This is a genomic window from Exiguobacterium sp. R-17 (assembly GCF_049913315.1).
Lineage (GTDB): Bacteria > Bacillota > Bacilli > Exiguobacteriales > Exiguobacteriaceae > Exiguobacterium_A.
In genome coordinates this window covers 2,378,856-2,397,619 of the sequence record NZ_CP184372.1, presented here as the reverse complement: position 1 = coordinate 2,397,619, position 18,764 = coordinate 2,378,856, and the positions used below count along the sequence as shown (strand labels likewise).

17 protein-coding genes, 1 tRNA gene and 1 pseudogene are annotated in these 18,764 nt (G+C 49.3%); 16 read left to right on the top strand and 3 right to left on the bottom strand.

Annotated elements, in window-relative coordinates:
• The first annotated feature begins 202 nt into the window (after nt 1-202).
• The 3 genes from uvrB to ACN9MT_RS12645 all read left to right on the top strand — a co-directional run bounded on the left by uvrB (nt 203) and on the right by ACN9MT_RS12645 (nt 6,237).
• Complete coding sequence (uvrB, locus tag ACN9MT_RS12655) at nt 203-2,170, top strand: excinuclease ABC subunit UvrB (protein WP_023469235.1); 1,968 nt, start codon at nt 203-205, stop codon at nt 2,168-2,170.
• A 1-nt stretch (nt 2,171) separates the two neighbouring features.
• Nucleotides 2,172-5,027 (top strand): excinuclease ABC subunit UvrA, encoded by a 2,856-nt coding sequence (gene uvrA / locus ACN9MT_RS12650; RefSeq protein WP_426272280.1) that lies wholly within the window; start codon nt 2,172-2,174, stop codon nt 5,025-5,027.
• A 100-nt stretch (nt 5,028-5,127) separates the two neighbouring features.
• On the top strand, nt 5,128-6,237 hold the full coding sequence (locus tag ACN9MT_RS12645) for a DUF4097 family beta strand repeat-containing protein (protein WP_056062976.1): 1,110 nt from the start codon (nt 5,128-5,130) through the stop codon (nt 6,235-6,237).
• A gap of 246 nt (nt 6,238-6,483) precedes the next feature.
• Here the strand turns inward: ACN9MT_RS12645 and ACN9MT_RS12640 are convergent, their stop codons facing one another.
• Nucleotides 6,484-6,870, bottom strand: coding sequence for a hypothetical protein (locus tag ACN9MT_RS12640; RefSeq protein WP_290773001.1), 387 nt, complete (start codon nt 6,868-6,870; stop codon nt 6,484-6,486).
• Nucleotides 6,871-6,993: 123 nt separating this feature from the next.
• Here ACN9MT_RS12640 and hprK point away from each other — a divergent pair, with 123 nt between their 5' ends.
• From hprK to ACN9MT_RS12585, 11 genes are all read left to right on the top strand, one after another.
• A complete protein-coding gene (gene hprK / locus ACN9MT_RS12635) occupies nt 6,994-7,929 on the top strand; it encodes an HPr(Ser) kinase/phosphatase (RefSeq protein ID WP_035396292.1) in 936 nt (311 codons plus the stop codon).
• The gene (gene lgt / locus ACN9MT_RS12630; RefSeq protein WP_035409997.1) at nt 7,929-8,759 is read left to right on the top strand and encodes a prolipoprotein diacylglyceryl transferase; all 831 of its coding nucleotides are present in this window, start codon (nt 7,929-7,931) and stop codon (nt 8,757-8,759) included. The genes hprK and lgt overlap by 1 nt, the downstream gene beginning before the upstream one ends.
• Nucleotides 8,760-8,762: 3 nt before the next feature.
• Nucleotides 8,763-9,419 carry a pyrophosphatase PpaX gene (gene ppaX / locus ACN9MT_RS12625; protein ID WP_426272279.1) on the top strand — a complete coding sequence of 219 codons (657 nt, stop codon included), beginning with the start codon at nt 8,763-8,765 and terminating at the stop codon, nt 9,417-9,419.
• Complete coding sequence (locus ACN9MT_RS12620) at nt 9,403-9,885, top strand: acyltransferase (protein WP_290752368.1); 483 nt, start codon at nt 9,403-9,405, stop codon at nt 9,883-9,885. The genes ppaX and ACN9MT_RS12620 overlap by 17 nt, the downstream gene beginning before the upstream one ends.
• Nucleotides 9,886-9,915: 30 nt before the next feature.
• The gene (gene kapB, locus ACN9MT_RS12615) at nt 9,916-10,296 is read left to right on the top strand and encodes a sporulation phosphorelay system protein KapB (protein ID WP_426272278.1); all 381 of its coding nucleotides are present in this window, start codon (nt 9,916-9,918) and stop codon (nt 10,294-10,296) included.
• Between the two features lie 96 nt (nt 10,297-10,392).
• Nucleotides 10,393-11,877 (top strand): tetratricopeptide repeat protein, encoded by a 1,485-nt coding sequence (locus ACN9MT_RS12610; RefSeq protein ID WP_426272277.1) that lies wholly within the window; start codon nt 10,393-10,395, stop codon nt 11,875-11,877.
• A 61-nt stretch (nt 11,878-11,938) separates the two neighbouring features.
• The gene (trxB, locus tag ACN9MT_RS12605; protein WP_023469225.1) at nt 11,939-12,901 is read left to right on the top strand and encodes a thioredoxin-disulfide reductase; all 963 of its coding nucleotides are present in this window, start codon (nt 11,939-11,941) and stop codon (nt 12,899-12,901) included.
• 112 nt (nt 12,902-13,013) lie between these two features.
• Entirely contained in the window at nt 13,014-13,883 is an 870-nt protein-coding gene (gene rapZ, locus ACN9MT_RS12600; RefSeq protein ID WP_035409987.1) for an RNase adapter RapZ, read from the top strand.
• A complete protein-coding gene (locus ACN9MT_RS12595) occupies nt 13,883-14,881 on the top strand; it encodes a gluconeogenesis factor YvcK family protein (RefSeq protein WP_035409984.1) in 999 nt (332 codons plus the stop codon). The genes rapZ and ACN9MT_RS12595 overlap by 1 nt, the downstream gene beginning before the upstream one ends.
• Entirely contained in the window at nt 14,878-15,834 is a 957-nt protein-coding gene (gene whiA / locus ACN9MT_RS12590; RefSeq protein WP_035409981.1) for a DNA-binding protein WhiA, read from the top strand. Before ACN9MT_RS12595 ends, whiA begins: the two co-directional genes overlap by 4 nt.
• Before the next feature lie 82 nt (nt 15,835-15,916).
• The gene (locus tag ACN9MT_RS12585) at nt 15,917-16,153 is read left to right on the top strand and encodes a hypothetical protein (RefSeq protein ID WP_035409978.1); all 237 of its coding nucleotides are present in this window, start codon (nt 15,917-15,919) and stop codon (nt 16,151-16,153) included.
• Between the two features lie 120 nt (nt 16,154-16,273).
• Here the strand turns inward: ACN9MT_RS12585 and clpP are convergent.
• Both clpP and ACN9MT_RS12575 read right to left on the bottom strand, forming a co-directional pair.
• A pseudogene (clpP, locus tag ACN9MT_RS12580) lies at nt 16,274-16,858 on the bottom strand (ATP-dependent Clp endopeptidase proteolytic subunit ClpP); the annotation flags it as partial.
• A 182-nt stretch (nt 16,859-17,040) separates the two neighbouring features.
• Nucleotides 17,041-17,116: transfer RNA gene (locus ACN9MT_RS12575), tRNA-Arg, on the bottom strand.
• A 153-nt stretch (nt 17,117-17,269) separates the two neighbouring features.
• Here ACN9MT_RS12575 and ACN9MT_RS12570 point away from each other — a divergent pair.
• Entirely contained in the window at nt 17,270-18,412 is a 1,143-nt protein-coding gene (locus tag ACN9MT_RS12570; protein WP_426272276.1) for an RNA polymerase subunit sigma-54, read from the top strand.
• Nucleotides 18,403-18,663, top strand: coding sequence for a glutaredoxin family protein (locus ACN9MT_RS12565; RefSeq protein WP_035409973.1), 261 nt, complete (start codon nt 18,403-18,405; stop codon nt 18,661-18,663). Before ACN9MT_RS12570 ends, ACN9MT_RS12565 begins: the two co-directional genes overlap by 10 nt.
• Nucleotides 18,664-18,764 lie beyond the last annotated feature (101 nt).

The window sequence follows — 18,764 nt, the reverse complement described above, 5'->3', positions numbered from 1 at the left end:
GTACATCCCTGTCACGGAACAGCCGTGACGGGGATTTTTTTGTCGGCAGAAAAATCGAGGATCAACACTCGAAGCAAAAAGAAACTTTTGCATTTTCGAAAAAAAGGGTAACTTCCTAAAAGGAGCACTTCATAATCGAATGTTTGTTCGTAAAGTGGTACAATAAAAATAGATTTTTTACGTGATGAGGGGGAAGCAAACGATGGATTTTGAACTCGTTTCACCATTTGAGCCAGGCGGTGATCAGCCGACGGCAATCGAAAAATTGGTGACTGGGCTAAAACAAGGCGAACGACATCAGACGTTGCTTGGGGCGACCGGTACCGGGAAGACGTTCACGGTCTCGAACGTCATCAAGGAAATCAAGAAACCGACGCTCGTCCTTGCCCATAACAAAACACTAGCGGGACAACTCTACTCGGAGTTCAAGGAATTCTTCCCAAACAACGCGGTCGAATACTTCGTTAGTTTTTATGATTATTACCAACCGGAAGCGTATGTCCCATCGACGGATACGTTCATTGAGAAAGACTCTTCGATCAACGACGAGATTGATAAACTACGTCACTCGGCGACGTCCGCCCTGTTCGAACGGGAGGACGTCTTGATCGTTGCGTCTGTCTCGTGTATCTATGGTCTCGGTAACCCGGAAGAGTACAACAACCACGTCTTGTCCCTGCGTGTTGGCAATGAGATGGGGCGAAACGAGATGCTCCGTCGTCTAATCGACATTCAGTATGAGCGTAACGACATCGACTTCCAGCGCGGACGGTTCCGCGTCCGCGGAGACGTCGTCGAAATCTTCCCGGCGTCACGCGACGAACAGTGTGTCCGGGTTGAGTTCTTCGGTGACGAGATCGAACGGATCCGTGACATGGATCCGCTGACAGGTGAGATCGTCGCGGACCGCGAGCACATTTCGATCTTCCCGGCGTCCCACTTCGTGACGGGGGATACCCGTCTACAGAAAGCGATTGCGAACATCGAGAAGGAACTTGAAGTGCAGCTTGCGAAGTTACGTGAAGACAATCAGTTGCTTGAAGCGCAACGGCTCGAACAACGGACGAACTACGATCTTGAGATGATGCGTGAGATGGGCTATTGTTCCGGAATCGAGAACTACTCGCGTCACTTGAACTTGATGCCGGAAGGGGCAACACCGTATACATTGCTCGATTACTTCCCGAAGGACTTCTTACTCGTTGCCGATGAGTCACACGTCACGCTTCCGCAAATTCGCGGGATGTATAACGGGGACCAGGCACGGAAACAAGTTCTCGTCGATCACGGTTTCCGTTTACCATCAGCAAAAGACAACCGTCCGTTACGGTTCGAGGAGTTCGAAGAAAAGGTCAGTCAGGCAATTTATATCTCGGCGACACCAGGACCGTATGAACTCGAACATTCGAAAGAGATGGTCGAGCAAATCATCCGTCCGACCGGTCTCGTTGATCCAACGATCGAGATTCATCCGATCACAGGACAAATCGATTACTTGATGGATAACATCCGTGACCGGGTCGCGAAGAACGAACGTGTTCTCGTCACGACACTGACGAAGAAGATGGCAGAAGATTTGACCGATTACTTGAAAGAGAATGGCGTCAAGGTCAACTACATGCACTCGGAGATCAAGACCCTGGAACGGATTGAAATCATACGTGACTTGAGGCTCGGAAAATACGATGTCCTTGTCGGGATCAACTTGTTACGAGAAGGACTCGATATTCCGGAAGTCTCACTCGTGACGATTCTTGATGCCGATAAGGAGGGGTTCCTCCGGTCGGACCGTTCGCTGATTCAAACGATTGGTCGGGCGGCTCGGAACTCGGAAGGACACGTCATCTTGTTTGCTGATAAAGTCACCGATTCGATGCAACGCGCAATCGATGAGACGGAACGCCGTCGCGCAATCCAGATGGCGTTCAACGAAGAACATGGCATCACGCCGCAGACGATCAAAAAGGATGTCCGTGGTGTCATCAGTACGACGATCGAGAGCGACGACACCGTCGAAAAACTCGAGAAGTTCAACAAACTCAAAAAACCGGAGCGCGAAACGTTGCTTGAGCAGCTCGACCAAGAGATGCGTCAAGCGGCGAAAGACATGCAGTTCGAACGAGCTGCTGAGCTCCGCGACCTCATATTAGAATTGAAAGCAGGTGCCTAAGTTGGGAGAAAAGAAGAATCAGATTATCATCAAAGGCGCTCGCGTCAATAATCTACAAAACATCGATGTCGAAATCCCCCGCGATCAGCTCGTCGTCTTGACGGGCTTGTCTGGGTCAGGGAAATCGTCGCTTGCCTTCGACACGATTTACGCGGAAGGACAACGACGTTATGTCGAAAGTTTATCAGCCTATGCCCGTCAGTTCCTCGGACAGATGGATAAACCGGATGTCGACACGATCGAAGGACTGAGTCCAGCAATTTCAATCGACCAGAAGACGACGAGTAAAAACCCACGTTCGACGGTCGGAACGGTCACAGAAATCTATGATTATTTGCGTCTATTGTACGCACGAATTGGTAAACCGATTTGTCCGAATCACGGAATCGAGATTTCGAGCCAGACGATTAGTCAGATGGTCGACCAAGTGATGGAGTTACCGGAGCGGACGCGTCTGCAAATCCTCGCGCCAATCGTTTCCGGACGAAAAGGAACGCACGTCAAGGTGCTCGACGATTTGAAGAAGGAAGGCTTCGTCCGCGTCCGTGTCAACGGAGAGACGATGGATCTCGCTGAAGAGATCACGCTTGAGAAAAACAAGAAACACTCGATCGAAGTCGTCGTCGACCGTGTCGTCGTGCGACCAGACGTCGAAGCCCGTCTTGCGGACTCACTTGAGACTGCACTTCGCCTCGCGGATGGTCGGGTCATCGTCGATACAATGGACGGCAACGAATTGTTGTTCAGTGAACATCATGCTTGTCCAATTTGTGGCTTCTCAATCGGTGAACTCGAACCACGGATGTTCTCGTTCAACTCACCGTTTGGTGCTTGTACGTCATGTGATGGTCTCGGAACGAAGCTTGAGGTCGATGTTGATCTCGTCGTGCCGCATCCCGATAAGTCATTGAACGAAGGGGCAATCGTGGCGTGGGAACCAACGAGCTCGCAGTATTATCCACAATTGCTCAAAGCGGTCTGTGACCACTTTAAAATCGATATGGATACACCGTTCGAACAATTGTCAGAAGAACATCGCGAAACGATCTTGAACGGAAACACGAAGGAAGAGATTCACTTCCGTTATGAGAATGACTTCGGGATGGTCCGAAATACGAACCTCTACTTCGAAGGAGTTCTCAATAACTTACAACGTCGCTTCAAGGAGACGTCGTCTGATTATATCCGGGAACAGATGGAAGGCTACATGGCGAAGAAGGCGTGTCCGACGTGTAAAGGACATCGCTTGAAACGGGAATCGCTCGCCGTCAAAGTATCCGATCACCATATCGGTGAAGTGACGAAGATGTCTGTTAAACAAGCGGTTATGTTCTTCGACGAACTACCGGAGAAATTAAGTGAGAAGGATCAGACGATTTCGCGGATGATCGTCCGTGAGATTCATGAACGGGCGTCGTTCCTTGAGAACGTCGGTCTCGATTACCTGACGATCTCACGCGCAGCGGGGACATTATCCGGTGGGGAAGCGCAACGGATTCGTCTTGCGACACAAATCGGTTCGCGTCTGACGGGCGTCCTCTACGTTCTGGATGAACCATCGATCGGCTTACACCAACGCGATAATGATCGTCTGATCAACACGCTGAAGGCGATGCGTGATCTCGGCAATACGCTGATCGTCGTCGAACACGATGAAGATACGATGATGGCAGCTGACTACTTGATCGATATCGGACCAGGTGCCGGGGATCATGGTGGATTCGTCACAGCAGCCGGAAAACCGGAAGAGTTGATGCAGGATGCGAACTCGTTGACTGGTCAATACTTGTCCGGGAAGAAGTTCATTCCTGTTCCGTCGACACGCAAAGAGCCAGACGGTCGGATGCTCCATATCCACAAAGCATCGGAAAACAATCTGAAAAACGTCGATGTCGACATTCCGCTTGGTCTGTTCGTCGCTGTCACTGGTGTCTCGGGATCCGGGAAATCGACGTTGATCAATGAAATTCTTTATAAGACGATTGCGCACGAGATGAACCGGGCGAAAGAAAAACCGGGTACCCATAAAGGGATCACCGGTCTGGATCAAATCGATAAGGTCATCGATATCGATCAGTCACCAATCGGTCGGACACCGCGTTCGAACCCTGCAACGTATACGGGTGTCTTCGATGATATTCGGGACGTCTTTGCTTCGACGAACGAAGCGAAACTCCGTGGTTACAAAAAAGGACGTTTCAGTTTCAACATCAAGGGTGGGCGCTGTGAAGCGTGTCGTGGCGACGGGATCATCAAGATTGAGATGCACTTCTTACCGGACGTCTATGTTCCGTGTGAAGTCTGTCACGGTAAACGTTATAACCGCGAAACACTCGAAGTGAAATATAAAGGCAAAACGATTGCCGACGTGCTTGAGATGACGGTTGAAGATGCACTCGCCTTCTTCGAGAACATTCCGAAAATCACGAGGAAACTGCAGACGATCGCTGACGTCGGTCTGACGTACATGCGTCTCGGTCAACCCGCGACGGAACTGTCTGGTGGGGAAGCGCAGCGCGTTAAACTGGCATCCGAGCTGCATAAACGCTCGACTGGGAAGACGATCTATATTCTCGATGAGCCGACGACGGGACTCCACGTCCATGATATCGCGCGTCTGTTGAAAGTCTTACAACGTCTCGTCGACAATGGTGATACGGTGCTCGTCATCGAACACAACTTGGATGTCATCAAGACGGCCGACTACTTGATTGATCTCGGACCTGAAGGGGGCGACGGTGGCGGAACGATTGTTGCTGCCGGTACACCGGAACACATCGCTGAAGTTGAAGCATCCTACACGGGACGATACCTCGCACCTGTCCTTGAACGCGATGCGGCACGAATTGAATCGTGAAACTTTTGTGGATGAGGATTCGTAGGAAGGAACTAAGGGAACTTAAACGAAAGTATCATGTAACACACGTTTGAGGTTCAAGAATAGGAGGGAACGGTTCATGAAGCAAGATATGCGTCAATTGATATTGGAGCAAGTCAAAGAAGGAAAGTTAACGATTGATGAGGCACTCGATAAACTCGAGCGGCTCGAAGCGATCGACGAACGTGCAACTTCTGCCAGTGAACATAAGTACGTCGATGAACCAGAACAATATGATCGGGTCGACCAGTATTCTGTCGATTCACTGACGACGAAAGTCATGTCAGCGTTCGATAATCTCGTCAGCCGGATCAAGGACAGTGATCTTTCGCTTAATCAGGCGTCCGGTCCGAACGTCACCTACGTCAAACAATTCCCGTTCAGCGGTGAGACGGTTCACGTCGATCTGTTCAATGCGAACTTGGTCGTCGAACCGAGTGATCTTGAAGAATGCGAATTGACGGTGACAGGACGTCCGCTCCGCCGCCAACAGGTGACGGAAGAACAGGCGCTTGAGCAACTTCAAGCCGCTGTGCAACACGCGGTATCGGCGAATACACTCTCAATTCGTTTGAAGGATAAGAGTGTTCGAGCGACGGTCCACCTGAAAGTACCACGCCGTCATTACGAGTCATTCGTCTTACAGACGTTGAACGGTGAGATTTCGTTATCGTCACTCGATACGACGTCCGCTCAACTGATGACGGCGAACGGTCGGGTCAACGTCCGTGACCTCTTCAGTGAAGATGTCAAAGTATCGACAGCGAACGGCTCGATCGAAATCGAAGAGTCGGAGTTGAAAGTCTTAAAAGCGAAGACAGCCAACGGTCAAATCATCACGACTGGTGTCTTCGAACGTTCAGAATTGAAAACAGCGAACGGAAACGTACGTTGCGAGCTGAAGACAGCGCAAAATGCGAAAGTCAAAGCCTCGTCACTTGCTGGAAGCATCGCCTTGATGTTGCCGCATGGCGCTGAAGTGTATGGGGAGCTTGAGACGAACTTTGGTGGTCTCAACTGCAACCTCGATGACATGGAATTAATCCGGGATCAAAAAGAGATCGTCAACCGGAAACTCCATTTCGTATCAGGACGCGGCCGTTCACCAAAAATCGAGGTCGAAGCGGATACGAAGACAGGTACGATTTCAGTCACGCACGGCGTTCACCTCAGTCCACAAGCGTTATAAGCATACTCGGCGCAACTTCTTGAAAAAGAGGTTGCGCTTTTCTAATGACGTCGCATCCGCTGTGCGTGCTTTCCTCAGATGAGACACGAGCCGCGGCTACGTCGTTCTAGGAACGAGTAGCTGGGTCTCGTTTGTCTCTGACAGCGCGGATGACCGCGCTTTTTCCTGTAGGAGTCACAGATGCGGAACGACTTCGTCTGCACATGTAAAAACACCCATCCTCATAAGAAGATGGGTGTAGTTACATCAATAATCGTAATCCTGGTCCATCATCGGTTCATCGAAGTTCATGTTCTCGATATTATTCATATCGTAACCGAACGAGAGTAAGGCGATGACACCGATAATCGCGAGGAAAATCGACACGAGGATCAGACCGATGCCGAGCCAACTCTTTCCGCGTGCCCGATTCCAATAGAAGATGATCGCGAGGACGTAAGAGATGAAAGACCCACTGATGAAGATCCCGATAATGGAAATAATGAAAAATAAAAGGGCTGTTTGATCTTGATTCCGGGAGTAGGCCTTCCACATATCGATCAGCGAAATCACGAGATATACGAAACCAGCGATTGCGAGGACCCCAAATAAAATAAGCACTAAAACGAACCAAATGCCGCCACCTGACATCATGGCAAAACCTCCTTCAAAATATTAACTCTTTATTCCATTCCCAAGAAATCATGCTTCTAATCCAATTCCATGAACCGAATAAAAATATGGTACAATACTTCAAGTGAAAGGGGCTGACGAAGCGTGCAACCAAAAGTGCGAACAGCTGAAATCGTAAAACAATTCAATCTCCACATCGTCACGGGAGAAGAAGGCTTACATCGCCCGATTCTAACGGCTGATTTGTGCCGACCTGGCCTTGTGCTTGCCGGTTATTATGCTTATTACCCGGCAGAACGTCTTCAAATTCTCGGAAAAACAGAATTGACGTTCTTCAATAATTTAACGTACGAGGAACAACGTGAACGAGCGAACGTCCTCTGTACAGATGAAACACCTGGTATTTTGATCACACGTGGATTTGAAGTGCCGGAAGCGATCATCCAAGCTGCGGACGAGACGAACGTGCCACTGTTAACGACAAAAGGGCATACGACATCGGTCGAGTCACAAATCACGAACTTCCTCGAAGCGGAACTCGCGCCAACGACGGCGATGCATGGTGTCCTTGTCGATATCTATGGTGTCGGCGTCTTCATTAAAGGAGCAAGTGGTGTCGGTAAATCAGAAACAGCACTCGAACTCGTCAAGCGGGGTCATCGTCTGGTCGCAGATGACTCGGTCGAGATTCGTCAAACGGGTGACGGGATTCTCGTCGGAACGGCACCGAAGTTGATTCAACATCTGCTTGAGATTCGTGGAATCGGGATCATCGACGTGATGACGTTGTTCGGTGCAGGTGCTGTTCGCTCGCACAAGAAGATCAGCCTCGTCTGTAACCTCGAGATTTGGGATCAATCGAAAGTCTATGACCGCGTTGGTCTGGATCAAGAGACGCTTCAAATCATCGATACGGAAATCCCGTTCTTGACGATTCCGGTTCGTCCCGGACGAAACCTCGCCGTCATTATTGAGGTGGCAGCGATGAACTATCGCCTGAAAAACATGGGCATTAATACAGCAGAAGAATTCGCGGGACGTCTCGCGCAAGCAATTGAAGATGGGAATGGTGGTCTTTGATGGGAACTCTAGCCTCTGTACAACCAACGTTTGATCGCGTCGCAATCAATCTCGGACCGGTACCGATTTACTGGTACGGGATCGTCATCGCACTCGGTGCGGTCGTCGGCCTGTTGATCGCGATCTTCGAATCGAAGCGGATCGGCTTCAATGAAGAGTATGCGGTCGATGTCGTCATCTGGTCGATTCCGATCAGTATCATCTGTGCCCGGATTTACTACGTCGCGTTCGAGTGGGACTACTACAGTCAGCATCTCGATCAAATCATCAACATCCGCCAAGGTGGGATCGCGATCCATGGCGCGATCATCGGCGCGATTTTGACGGTCATCATCTATACGCGGAAGAAAAAGATCTCGTTCTGGCAGATCGCTGATATCCTGGCACCGTCGCTCTTGTTCGGTCAAGCCGTCGGACGCTGGGGCAACTTCTTCAACCAAGAAGCACACGGCGGCGAGACGACGTGGTCGTACTTACAAGATACGTTGCACTTACCAAACTGGATCGTCAATCAGATGTACATCGACGGGACGTACTACTTACCGACATTCCTCTATGAAAGCATCTGGAACATCATTGGTGTCATTCTATTAATCGTCTGGCGGATGAAGTTCAACCCACGTCGTGGATATGTCTTCCTCGGTTATTTGATTTGGTATTCGATCGGACGCTACTTTATCGAAGGACTCCGGACGGATAGTCTGATGGCTGACGGACTGCGGACGGCGCAAGTCGTCTCGATCTGTTTAGTCATCTTCGGTGTGATCATGCTCGTCATTCGTCGCAATGCCGTTCGTTACTTGGACGGTTCAAAAAAGGAGGCGAAGTAATCGATGATTCGCACACTTTTGTTTGACTTAGATGGAACGTTGATTGATACGAATCCATTGATCTTAAAAAGCTTTGAGCATACGCTCAGTTACTATTACCCCGACCGGACGTTCACGGAAGCGGAGCTGCTTCCGTTCATCGGTCCGACGCTTGAAAAGTCATTCTCAGCAATGAACGCGGAACAGTGGAAAGAGATGGTCGCTTTTTACCGAAGCTACAACATCGCCATGCATGACGCGCTTGTACTCGAGTATCCAGGTGTGCTTGACGGATTACGCCGTTTGCATGAAGCAGGCTATAAGATGGCGGTCGTGACGTCGAAGAGTCGTCGTGTCGCTCTCCGCGGCATCGAGTTATTCGGATTGACGTCACTGTTTGACGCTGTCATCGCAACGGATGACGTAACGGAAGAAAAACCAGCCGTCGAGCCGTTTGAGAAAGCGATGCAGTTACTTGGATCAACACCAGACGAGACGATCATGGTCGGTGACAACGATACGGACATCCTTGGGGGCAAGAACGCAGGAGTGAAGACGGTCGCGGTTGGTTGGGCGATCAAAGGACGTGCGTACTTAGAAGCTCTCGAACCGGATGTCATCATTGATTCGATGGATCATCTCGCAGCTTGGCTGGAGGAACAAAATGGCACGGCGAACTGATCGGTTTCAGGTCGGAACGACGAATCCACTCTGGCATATGTACCGGACGGTGTCGTTCTTTAAAGTGATGTGGTGCTTTACGATCGTCACGATTGGTCGGTTTGCCCCGTCGTTACGCTTCAAGAACACGCTCTACCGGACTTGTCTTCGGATGAAAATCGGGGAGAAGACGGCACTTGCCTTGATGGTGATGCCAGACACGATGTTCCCGGAGCGGATCACGATTGGTGACAATACGATCATCGGCTTCAATACGACGATCCTTTGTCATGAATATTTGACGACGGAGTATCGTTTAGGTGACGTCGTCATCGGAAGTAACGTCTTGATCGGTGCGAACGTGACGATCCTACCGGGCGTGACGATTGGAGATGGTGCCGTCGTTGGTGCCGGATCGGTCGTTCATCGGGACATCGCTCCGAACGAACGCGTCTCGAGTCAGCCGCTTCGCCGGCACGAAATGTGACAAAACTGTGAGAAGGAAGAAGGAAAAAAGATGACGCACATCCGCTTTACGTATAAGACAGGAAAGTATTTCGGAAGATTATTCGCCGAACGTCCACAAGGTCTCGTCGTGGAGGTGCTGGCTGTCGAAAAGCATCCGATTCAAGGAGATCTTCATCAACCGAACCAAGTCGATGTCCCGCTGTTTCATATCCGGACCGCCTTGCATAAGCACGAAAAGATCACGGTTTCGCCCGCAGTCGTTTATGCGTATGACGGAGAGATTCCCGATTATGCGACGAGCTTACGGCAGGCATATGACAAGGACGTGGCACGTCTTGAAGGACTGAATCCAGAGACGGATGCTTTTGTACGAAAATGCTTAGAGAATTACAAAGAACTAGAATCGATTTATGCGAAACGCTGGGGATGAACTCCGGCGTTTTTTTCTGTTGCATGCCTTCTAGAGATAGGGTATTCTTGTGTCTGCAACTACGAAACCAGTTTACTATTTATGGGGGCTTGAATCATGATGGAATTAACCAAATACAAAGCAGACCCCTTTGCGATAACAGCGCGCCAAGCGGAACTTTTTTATTTCCGCGGACGGAAGGCGCACCGGGAAGGGCGACTGGATGAAGCCGTCTATCATTTAGATGAGGCGACGACACTTCAGCCAGCGGACATCCGTTATTTGCTCCGTTATGCCCGTGTCTTATTCGAGACAGGAGAAATCAATCATGCGAATGATGTCTTGAAACAAGTACGCGCACTCGACGTATCAAATACGGAAGCACTCTTTTATTTAGCGAATAACTACGCACACGTCTCACTTTATGAAGAAGCGCGACAGCATGCGATGGAATATTTAGAGCAAGCACCAAACGGTAAACACGCGGAGGCATCGGCCGCACTCGTGGAACTGATTGATCTCGAACAAGAGATGGAAGACGACGAAGAGGACGAATTGATTCGTCTGCACGGTCAAGCACAACGCCAGATCGATAAAGGGATGCTGTTCGCGGCACAGGAGACGTTGACTGGACTGATTGCCCAGTACCCGACGTTCTGGCCTGCCTACAACAACCTCGCGATCGTCGAGTTTTATTTAGGAGAGAATGATCAGGCATTCGCTTCCCTCGAACGGGTCCTTGAAGGAAACCCGGGGAATTTGCATGCCCTCTGTAACACGCTCGTCTTGCTACACGAGATGGGACAGGATGAAGAGGCGCATCGTCTCTCTCGTCAGCTCGAACACGTCCGTTCCGTGCATCTTGAGACACGTTATAAGGTCGCATCAACACTTGCGATCATCGGACGGTACGATATCGCCTATGAAGAGTTGAAATTACTCGAGCGTCGCGGGTACCGAGGAGATCCCCTCTTTGGGCACTGGTTATCGATCTCTGCTTATAAGACAGGACATGTCGAAGAGGCAGCCGCTTTCTTAAAGTCAGACGAAGCACAAGCGTTAAAGGAAGAAACGGATACGTATGACATCCGCCACAACCTACAGTTTCGCTCGGCACTCATCCAAGCGTTGAAGACGGAAGATGACGTCTCGCGAATCTTCACGGCACTTCTTCTTGGCAAGCTGAACGATGCCGAAGCACGGCTTGCATTGTCGATGATGCCAGAAGTAACGGACCGAGAAGACGTCCTGTTACTGACGGAACAGATTGTCATCGAGATGGAAGGACGGACCGATGTCGTGGATGAACGCATTCATCGGGCATTGCAGACGATCCGTCTTGCAGAACGATTCGTTTCAGACGAAGAACGGATGAGTCTTGAAGGGGACTTTTATGAGCGCTTCGCACAGCTCGTCTTAAGTGGGGAGTCGTTCGATTCGATTGAAGCATCTGCGGCATCACTGCTTTACCTGTTCCATGATTTACGAGACGGAATGTTGATCGAGGAATGCGCATCGCTCGTCGATTGTTCGTTCGATCATGTCGCGTCAATGATCCGGACACATGAACGGATGCTGGCACCGCTGCAAGCAAAGTGTTAGACGTTTAGGGGATTCTCACCTATACTCAAACTACAACGATTACGATAAATGGGGTGGAATCATGGCGGAAACAGAACAAAAAATTTATGACGTCATCATCATCGGGGCAGGTCCTGCTGGGATGACAGCCGCACTTTATGCATCACGTGCGAACCTTTCGACATTGATGATCGAACGCGGGATTCCGGGCGGTCAGATGGCGAACACAGAAGATATCGAGAACTACCCAGGATACGATAGCATCCTCGGACCAGATCTCTCACAAAAAATGTTCGACCACTCGAAAGCATTCGGCGCAGAATATGCGTACGGAGATGTTCGAAGCATCGAAGACGGTAAAGCATACAAAACGATTCATGCACACAACAAAGATTACTACGCACGGGCAATCATTATCGCGTCTGGGGCACAATATAAAAAAATCGGTGTACCGGGAGAAGAAGAGCTCGGCGGTCGTGGTGTCTCGTATTGTGCGGTCTGTGATGGGGCGTTCTTCAAAGAAAAAGAACTCTTCGTCATCGGTGGCGGGGACTCTGCGGTAGAAGAAGGTGTCTACTTGACACGTTTCGCGAAAAAAGTCACGATCGTTCACCGTCGTGATGAGCTCCGCGCTCAAAAAATCCTTCAAAAACGTGCGTTCGACAACCCGAAAATCGACTTCATCTGGAACCATACGGTTAAACAGATCAACGAACAAGACGGGAAAGTCGGCGGTATCGAGCTGATCAATACAAAAACAGCTGACGTGACGACGCATCCGATTGATGGTGTCTTCATCTACATCGGAATGAACCCAATCACAGGTTACGTCCAAGATCTCGGTATTTTGAACGACCAAGGTTACGTCGTGACTAACGAAGCGATGGAAACGAACATCAAAGGTATCTTTGCTGCTGGTGACGTTCGTGAAAAAACATTGCGCCAAGTCGTTACAGCAACGAACGATGGTTCGATCGCAGCGCAAAATGCACAGCATTTCATTGAAGCGTTGCTTGAAGAATTACAAGAATCCTCACACGCATAATATCGAACCAGTTTCATTGAAGGAGACTTCAGTGAAGCTGGCTCTTTTTTTATGATATACTGAAAAAGAAGCGAAAAAATACACACGGAACTGTTGTCTGGAGGGCGAAAAGATGGAACAGAATCAACCGCAACTTGTCATCATCACGGGTATGAGTGGGGCTGGGAAGACTGTCGCAATGAACAGCTTTGAGGACTTAGGCTATTTTTGTGTCGACAATCTACCCCCGACGTTACTGCCGCATCTCATCGAAGTCATTGGACAAGTGCGTCCTAAAATCGCCGTTGCCATCGATACCCGCGCGCGTGATTTCATCGACAGCTTTTTTGTCGTCTATGAGGATTTAAAGAAAACGGACTTACAAATCCGGATGCTGTACCTTGATGCACGAAACGATGTCCTTGTCCGCCGTTACAAGGAATCGCGTCGTTCGCATCCACTTGCACCGACGGATTCACCATTGATTGGAATCGAACGAGAACGGACGTTGCTCGAAGGATTCCGCGATAAAGCACAGATGCTGATTGATACGAGTGACATCAAGCCGCTTGCACTGAAAGAACGTCTCTTAAAGGAGTTCACGGAAGGCACACGGATTCCGTTCACGGTCAACGTCATGTCGTTCGGCTTTAAACATGGCTTACCGCTTGATGCGGATCTTGTCTTTGACCTGCGCTTCTTACCGAACCCGTTCTACATTCCAGAGTTGCGTCCAAAAACTGGACTTGACGAGGAAGTGGCATCGTACGTCATGCAATGGCCGGAAGCAAAGCTGTTCTATAAAAAACTCGTCGACCTGCTCGAATTCCTGATTCCGCAATACGAGCGGGAAGGGAAGTCGCAACTCGTCATCGCCCTCGGTTGTACAGGTGGGAAACATCGCTCAATCACGTTTGCAGAAGCGATCAGTAAAGAATTTGCGACGCAGTATCATATTGAGACGAATCACCGGGATTATGTGTATGCGAAGGGGGAGAAGTGATGAAATGGGAACGTAAAGTCGTCGCTGTCGGTGGTGGAACAGGACTCTCGACGCTTCTTCGTGGACTGAAACATTACCCGCTTGACATCACAGCCATCGTCACCGTTGCTGATGACGGGGGCAGTTCTGGTCGTTTGCGGACGGAATTTAATATGTTGCCGCCGGGCGATATCCGAAACGTCATCGTCTCCTTATCGAAGTCAGAGACATTGATGGACCGGATCATGCAGTACCGGTTCGAGACCGGGGAAGGACTGCATGGTCATTCACTCGGAAATCTGATGTTGACGGCAGCAACCCAACTTTGTAACGGTTCGTTCGTTGAAGCAATCGGTGTCATGGGGCAACTGTTGAACGCGGAAGGAAAAGTCTATCCGGCGACGGAACGGACGATCACGCTTTGTGCCGAGTTTGAGGACGGGACGATCGTCAAAGGCGAGTCGTTGATTCCGAAGGTCGGTAAGAAGATTGAACGGATATTCCTTGAAGAACAAGATGTCCGTCCAGTACCGGAAGCGATTCAGGCGATTCTTGATGCCGATGTCATCGTCCTTGGTCCGGGCAGTCTCTATACGAGTATCATCCCGAACGTTCTGATCGACGAAATCCGGGAAGCAATCCAGCAATCGCTAGCTCCAGTCGTCTACATCTGTAACGTCATGACGCAGCCCGGTGAGACGACGGCGTTCACAGCCAATGAACATTTAGCGGCACTCGAACGCTTCCTCGGACAAGGAGTCGTCGATACAATCATCGTTAATAATGAATCGATCGATGCGAGTTACCTGAAGAAATACCAAAAGGATCACGCTGACATCGTCACCTATAATGAAAAACAATTCGAGTTAGCAGGCGTTGAAGTGCTAGCAGACGATATCGTCGATTACAATCATCACTTCATCCGTCATGACTCAGATGCCGTCGCAAGCCTCGTCATGCGAAAAGTGTTGTCGATTCGACGGATGCGTCAACTCGAAGGAAAGGAGGAGCTGACATGAGCTTTGCCTCAGAAGTCAAAAAAGAATTAACGCAGATTCCGATTACTGATCACGAGATGAAGGCGGAACTCGCGGCGCTTGCCCGGATGAACGGTGCGATCTCGTTCGGTCTCGGACGTGGTCTGACACTCGATATCTCGACCGAGAATGCCTCGATTGCCCGTCGGATCTATTCGCTTTTGAAAAAAGCATACGGGGTTCATCTCGATCTGCTCGTTCGGAAGAAAATGCGTCTGAAAAAGAATAATGTCTACATCGTCCGCGTCAAACAACAGGCGGATAAGATTTTACAAGACCTCGGAATCCTCGGAGAGGGGTTCACGATGATTCGTTCCATCAGTGACACGATCTTAAACGATGAACGAAAAGCACGCGCGTATTTACGAGGGGCGTTCCTCGCCGGGGGTTCGCTCAACAATCCGGCGACGTCGTCGTACCACTTGGAAATCTTCAGCTTATATGAAGAACACAATGCGGCGCTCCGCGGTCTATCAAACGTCTTTGATTTGAACGCAAAGGCAATCGAACGGAAAAAAGGACATATCCTTTATATCAAGGAGAGCGAGAAGATTTCCGATTTCCTTAAGCTTGTCGATGCGACACAATCGATGCTACGGTTCGAGGACGTGCGGATCTTAAAAGATATGCGTAACTCGGTCAACCGTCTCGTCAACTGTGAGACGGCGAACCTTAACAAGACGGTTGGCGCAGCATTACGCCAAGTCGAAAATATTAAGTTCCTCGAGCGAACGGTCGGACTCGATGTCTTACCGGATAAATTGAAAGAGATCGCGATCTTGCGCGTGACACATCAAGACGTCACGTTGCAAGAGCTTGGTGAGATGGTCGAAAGCGGCTCCATCTCAAAATCAGGGATCAATCACCGGTTGCGGAAGATTGATCAAATCGCTGAAAAAGTACGAAATGGCGAGTCGATGACAGGGGCCATATAAGAGGGTCGCTTGCGGGATGAACCATAGTCTACTATAATATATAGTCGATGCAACTAAATGTTCGAATTAAGGAGTTTTTGAAATGGCTAACGAAAAGAAACGTATTTCGCTGACAGTCGATGCGAAGTTTGATGAAGTGTTAACAAAAAAAGCAAAAGCAATCGGTGTACCGAAAAGCACACTCGTTGCGTTCGCAACATCTTTATTCCTGAAACAATTACAAGCAGAAGAAGAGCTTTCGCCACATGCGAACGCGATCTACTCGCTGATTCGTGAAAACCACGATATCGTTTCAGACATCACAGACTTGATCGACTGATCATCGCCCTCTCGTTCTATACGGAACGGGAGGTTTTTTTGTATGTAACGATAACCGACAGAGCTTTGCTTTTCTATGAATACAAAAAAAGTGCCTCCCGAAGGAGACACTCTGGATGACTTATGCACGTTCCATGACGCGGTCGATGAGACCGTAATCAGCAGCAGCTTGTGCTGACATGAAGTTGTCACGCTCTGTATCGCGTTCGATGACTTCAAGTGGTTGTCCTGTGTTTTCAGCCATGATTTTGTTGAGGTGCTCACGCATTTTGATGATACGCTCCGCATGGATTTTGATATCCGATGCTTGACCTTGTGTACCACCGAGTGGTTGGTGGATCATGATTTCAGCGTTTGGTAACGCGAAACGTTTTCCTTTTGCGCCTGCTTGTAGCAAGAACGCACCCATCGATGCTGCCATACCGATACAAATTGTTGAAACTTGTGGCTTGATGAAGTTCATTGTATCGTAAATCGCCATACCGGCAGTGATCGAACCACCTGGGCTGTTGATGTAAAGCGAGATTTCTTTATCTGGATCTTCTGCTGCTAAGAACAGAAGTTGGGCAACGACTGAGTTGGCGACGTTGTCGTCAATCGCGCTCCCGAGAAGAATGATGCGGTCTTTTAGCAAACGTGAGTAGATATCGTAAGCACGTTCCCCGCGGTTTGTTTGTTCGATGACTGTTGGAATTAACATAGTCTTTGCCTCCTTATAGTTGGTATGTAGCTTCCTATTCGACTTATCCTTATCATAATCCTTTGGTCAATATTGGTCAAAAGATACGATGCAACTTTTAGGTATTTTTCCATTACAAGGGCAAATGAAACATATCAATATAGAAAAAAGGCAACGCCATTGCTGGCATTGCCTTGTAGTTGAATAAATGGTACACCCGGAGAGATTCGAACTCCCGACACCTGGTACCGGAAACCAGTGCTCTATCCCCTGAGCTACGGGTGCATCTGATGTACTGAACAATTAATAGTATAGCGACATTTTTTCAGAAAAGCAATAGGGAAGGATGACTTTTCTTTTCTCTAGCGACTCAAAAGGGGTTCAGAGCATGTTTTTCAAAACGTTTCTTCTATAATAAGAAGTGAGGGAGGGGAATCGATGGATCAACGCCAGGAACAAACGCAACAGATGACGTTATCGGCGTCACAACAGTATCAGTTACATGTACTTGAGCAACCAGCGGCAGAACTCGAGGAGGAATGGCGGCGGTTGAAACGACGATTGCACCGCCATTACCCGAATCAGATTTCGCTAGAAGTCGAGCAAGTAACGGGAAACATGGCGTCCTATGAAGACGAGCTTCTTGCACAAATACGTTTAGAATCAGTCAGACAGGAAATAGGATATATGGCGGAACAACTCATCGTGTATTTAGAAGCGGACGGTTTATTGCGGACATCGGACGAGGAGCTCGCTGCATCCTTCTCGACCGATGTCGCAACGATTACAGAAGCACGGACACTCTTACAACAATGTGAACCAGTCGGCATTGCTGCCCGCTCGGAGCGCGAGTGCCAATGGTTACAGGCGATCGAGCTAGACGACGCAGAATTGATCGGACTGACGGATCGGTTACGACATGAACCGGCGAGTCAAGTGTTCGCGCAGTTCAGTGAACAGGATCGAGCACGGTTGCGAAAACGATTGACGCGCCTGAGCCGGACACCGGATCTTCCTAAAGAAGAACGACCGGTCATGGCAGAAGCACGGATTCACCTGTTAAATGGAAAACTTCAGATCGACTGGATGACACTCGACATGGATCAGAAGTGGCTCGGATTAAAAGAGGCAAAGCCTTTTTTGCGCGCGTACGAACGACGTCGCGTTACGATGCATGCCATCCTCTCGGTCTTGCTTGAGCGACAAGAACGCTGGTTCAAGGGAGAACTGCATCTTGAGCCACTGACGAAAAAACAAGTCGCTGAGGCGACGGGGCATCATCCGTCAACGATTGGTCGAGCGATTGCTGCGAAGTATGTCGAGACGGTTCATGGTCTCGTTGCTTTAGAAGACTTGTTCGTCTCACGGACGACAACCGGAGATTCGAGTTTTTTAATTAAACGGCGGATCGCCGAATACATTCAACATAGCGATCGTCCGATAAGTGATCAGCAATTGACGGATCGTCTGCAAGCAGACGGTCTGACAGTCGCGCGACGGACGGTTGCGAAATATCGGGCAGCACTTGGTTTAACGAAAAAAACGATGCAGCAAAGGAAGGCGCAATCAGAATGGGATTAAAACGACACAGACACTTAACACTCTATTCACGTCCGGGATGTACGCTATGTGAAGAAGCCGCCATCTTACTCGACTTCGTACTCGATGAGTTTCCGGAATGGACATTCGAGGAAGTCAACATCGATCAGGATGAAGCGCTCAGTCTACGGTTCTTATATGAAATTCCGGTCGTCATGCATGATGAGGAAATTTGGAGTTATGGCAAATTTGATACGGAAACGATAAGAAACCGCTTACTTCAAAAAACTTGAGAAACGAGACTTGCAAGGCGAGAAATGGACTGTTATGATAACGGTGTACCAAGTGGGACACGTTATGACATGCGGGACAAAAAGCGTCCAGCTACTTGAGA

Coding starts and splice junctions, on each gene's coding strand:
- ACN9MT_RS12585 (WP_035409978.1), top strand. CDS start 15,917: ATGGCTAACGAAAAGAAACGTATTTCGCTGACAGTCGATGCGAAGTTT.
- ACN9MT_RS12565 (WP_035409973.1), top strand. CDS start 18,403: ATGGGATTAAAACGACACAGACACTTAACACTCTATTCACGTCCGGGA.
- ppaX (WP_426272279.1), top strand. CDS start 8,763: ATGATTCGCACACTTTTGTTTGACTTAGATGGAACGTTGATTGATACG.
- trxB (WP_023469225.1), top strand. CDS start 11,939: ATGGCGGAAACAGAACAAAAAATTTATGACGTCATCATCATCGGGGCA.
- ACN9MT_RS12595 (WP_035409984.1), top strand. CDS start 13,883: ATGAAATGGGAACGTAAAGTCGTCGCTGTCGGTGGTGGAACAGGACTC.
- rapZ (WP_035409987.1), top strand. CDS start 13,014: ATGGAACAGAATCAACCGCAACTTGTCATCATCACGGGTATGAGTGGG.
- lgt (WP_035409997.1), top strand. CDS start 7,929: ATGGGAACTCTAGCCTCTGTACAACCAACGTTTGATCGCGTCGCAATC.
- ACN9MT_RS12620 (WP_290752368.1), top strand. CDS start 9,403: ATGGCACGGCGAACTGATCGGTTTCAGGTCGGAACGACGAATCCACTC.
- uvrB (WP_023469235.1), top strand. CDS start 203: ATGGATTTTGAACTCGTTTCACCATTTGAGCCAGGCGGTGATCAGCCG.
- ACN9MT_RS12645 (WP_056062976.1), top strand. CDS start 5,128: ATGAAGCAAGATATGCGTCAATTGATATTGGAGCAAGTCAAAGAAGGA.
- ACN9MT_RS12640 (WP_290773001.1), bottom strand. CDS start 6,870: ATGATGTCAGGTGGCGGCATTTGGTTCGTTTTAGTGCTTATTTTATTT.
- whiA (WP_035409981.1), top strand. CDS start 14,878: ATGAGCTTTGCCTCAGAAGTCAAAAAAGAATTAACGCAGATTCCGATT.
- ACN9MT_RS12570 (WP_426272276.1), top strand. CDS start 17,270: ATGGATCAACGCCAGGAACAAACGCAACAGATGACGTTATCGGCGTCA.
- kapB (WP_426272278.1), top strand. CDS start 9,916: ATGACGCACATCCGCTTTACGTATAAGACAGGAAAGTATTTCGGAAGA.
- ACN9MT_RS12610 (WP_426272277.1), top strand. CDS start 10,393: ATGATGGAATTAACCAAATACAAAGCAGACCCCTTTGCGATAACAGCG.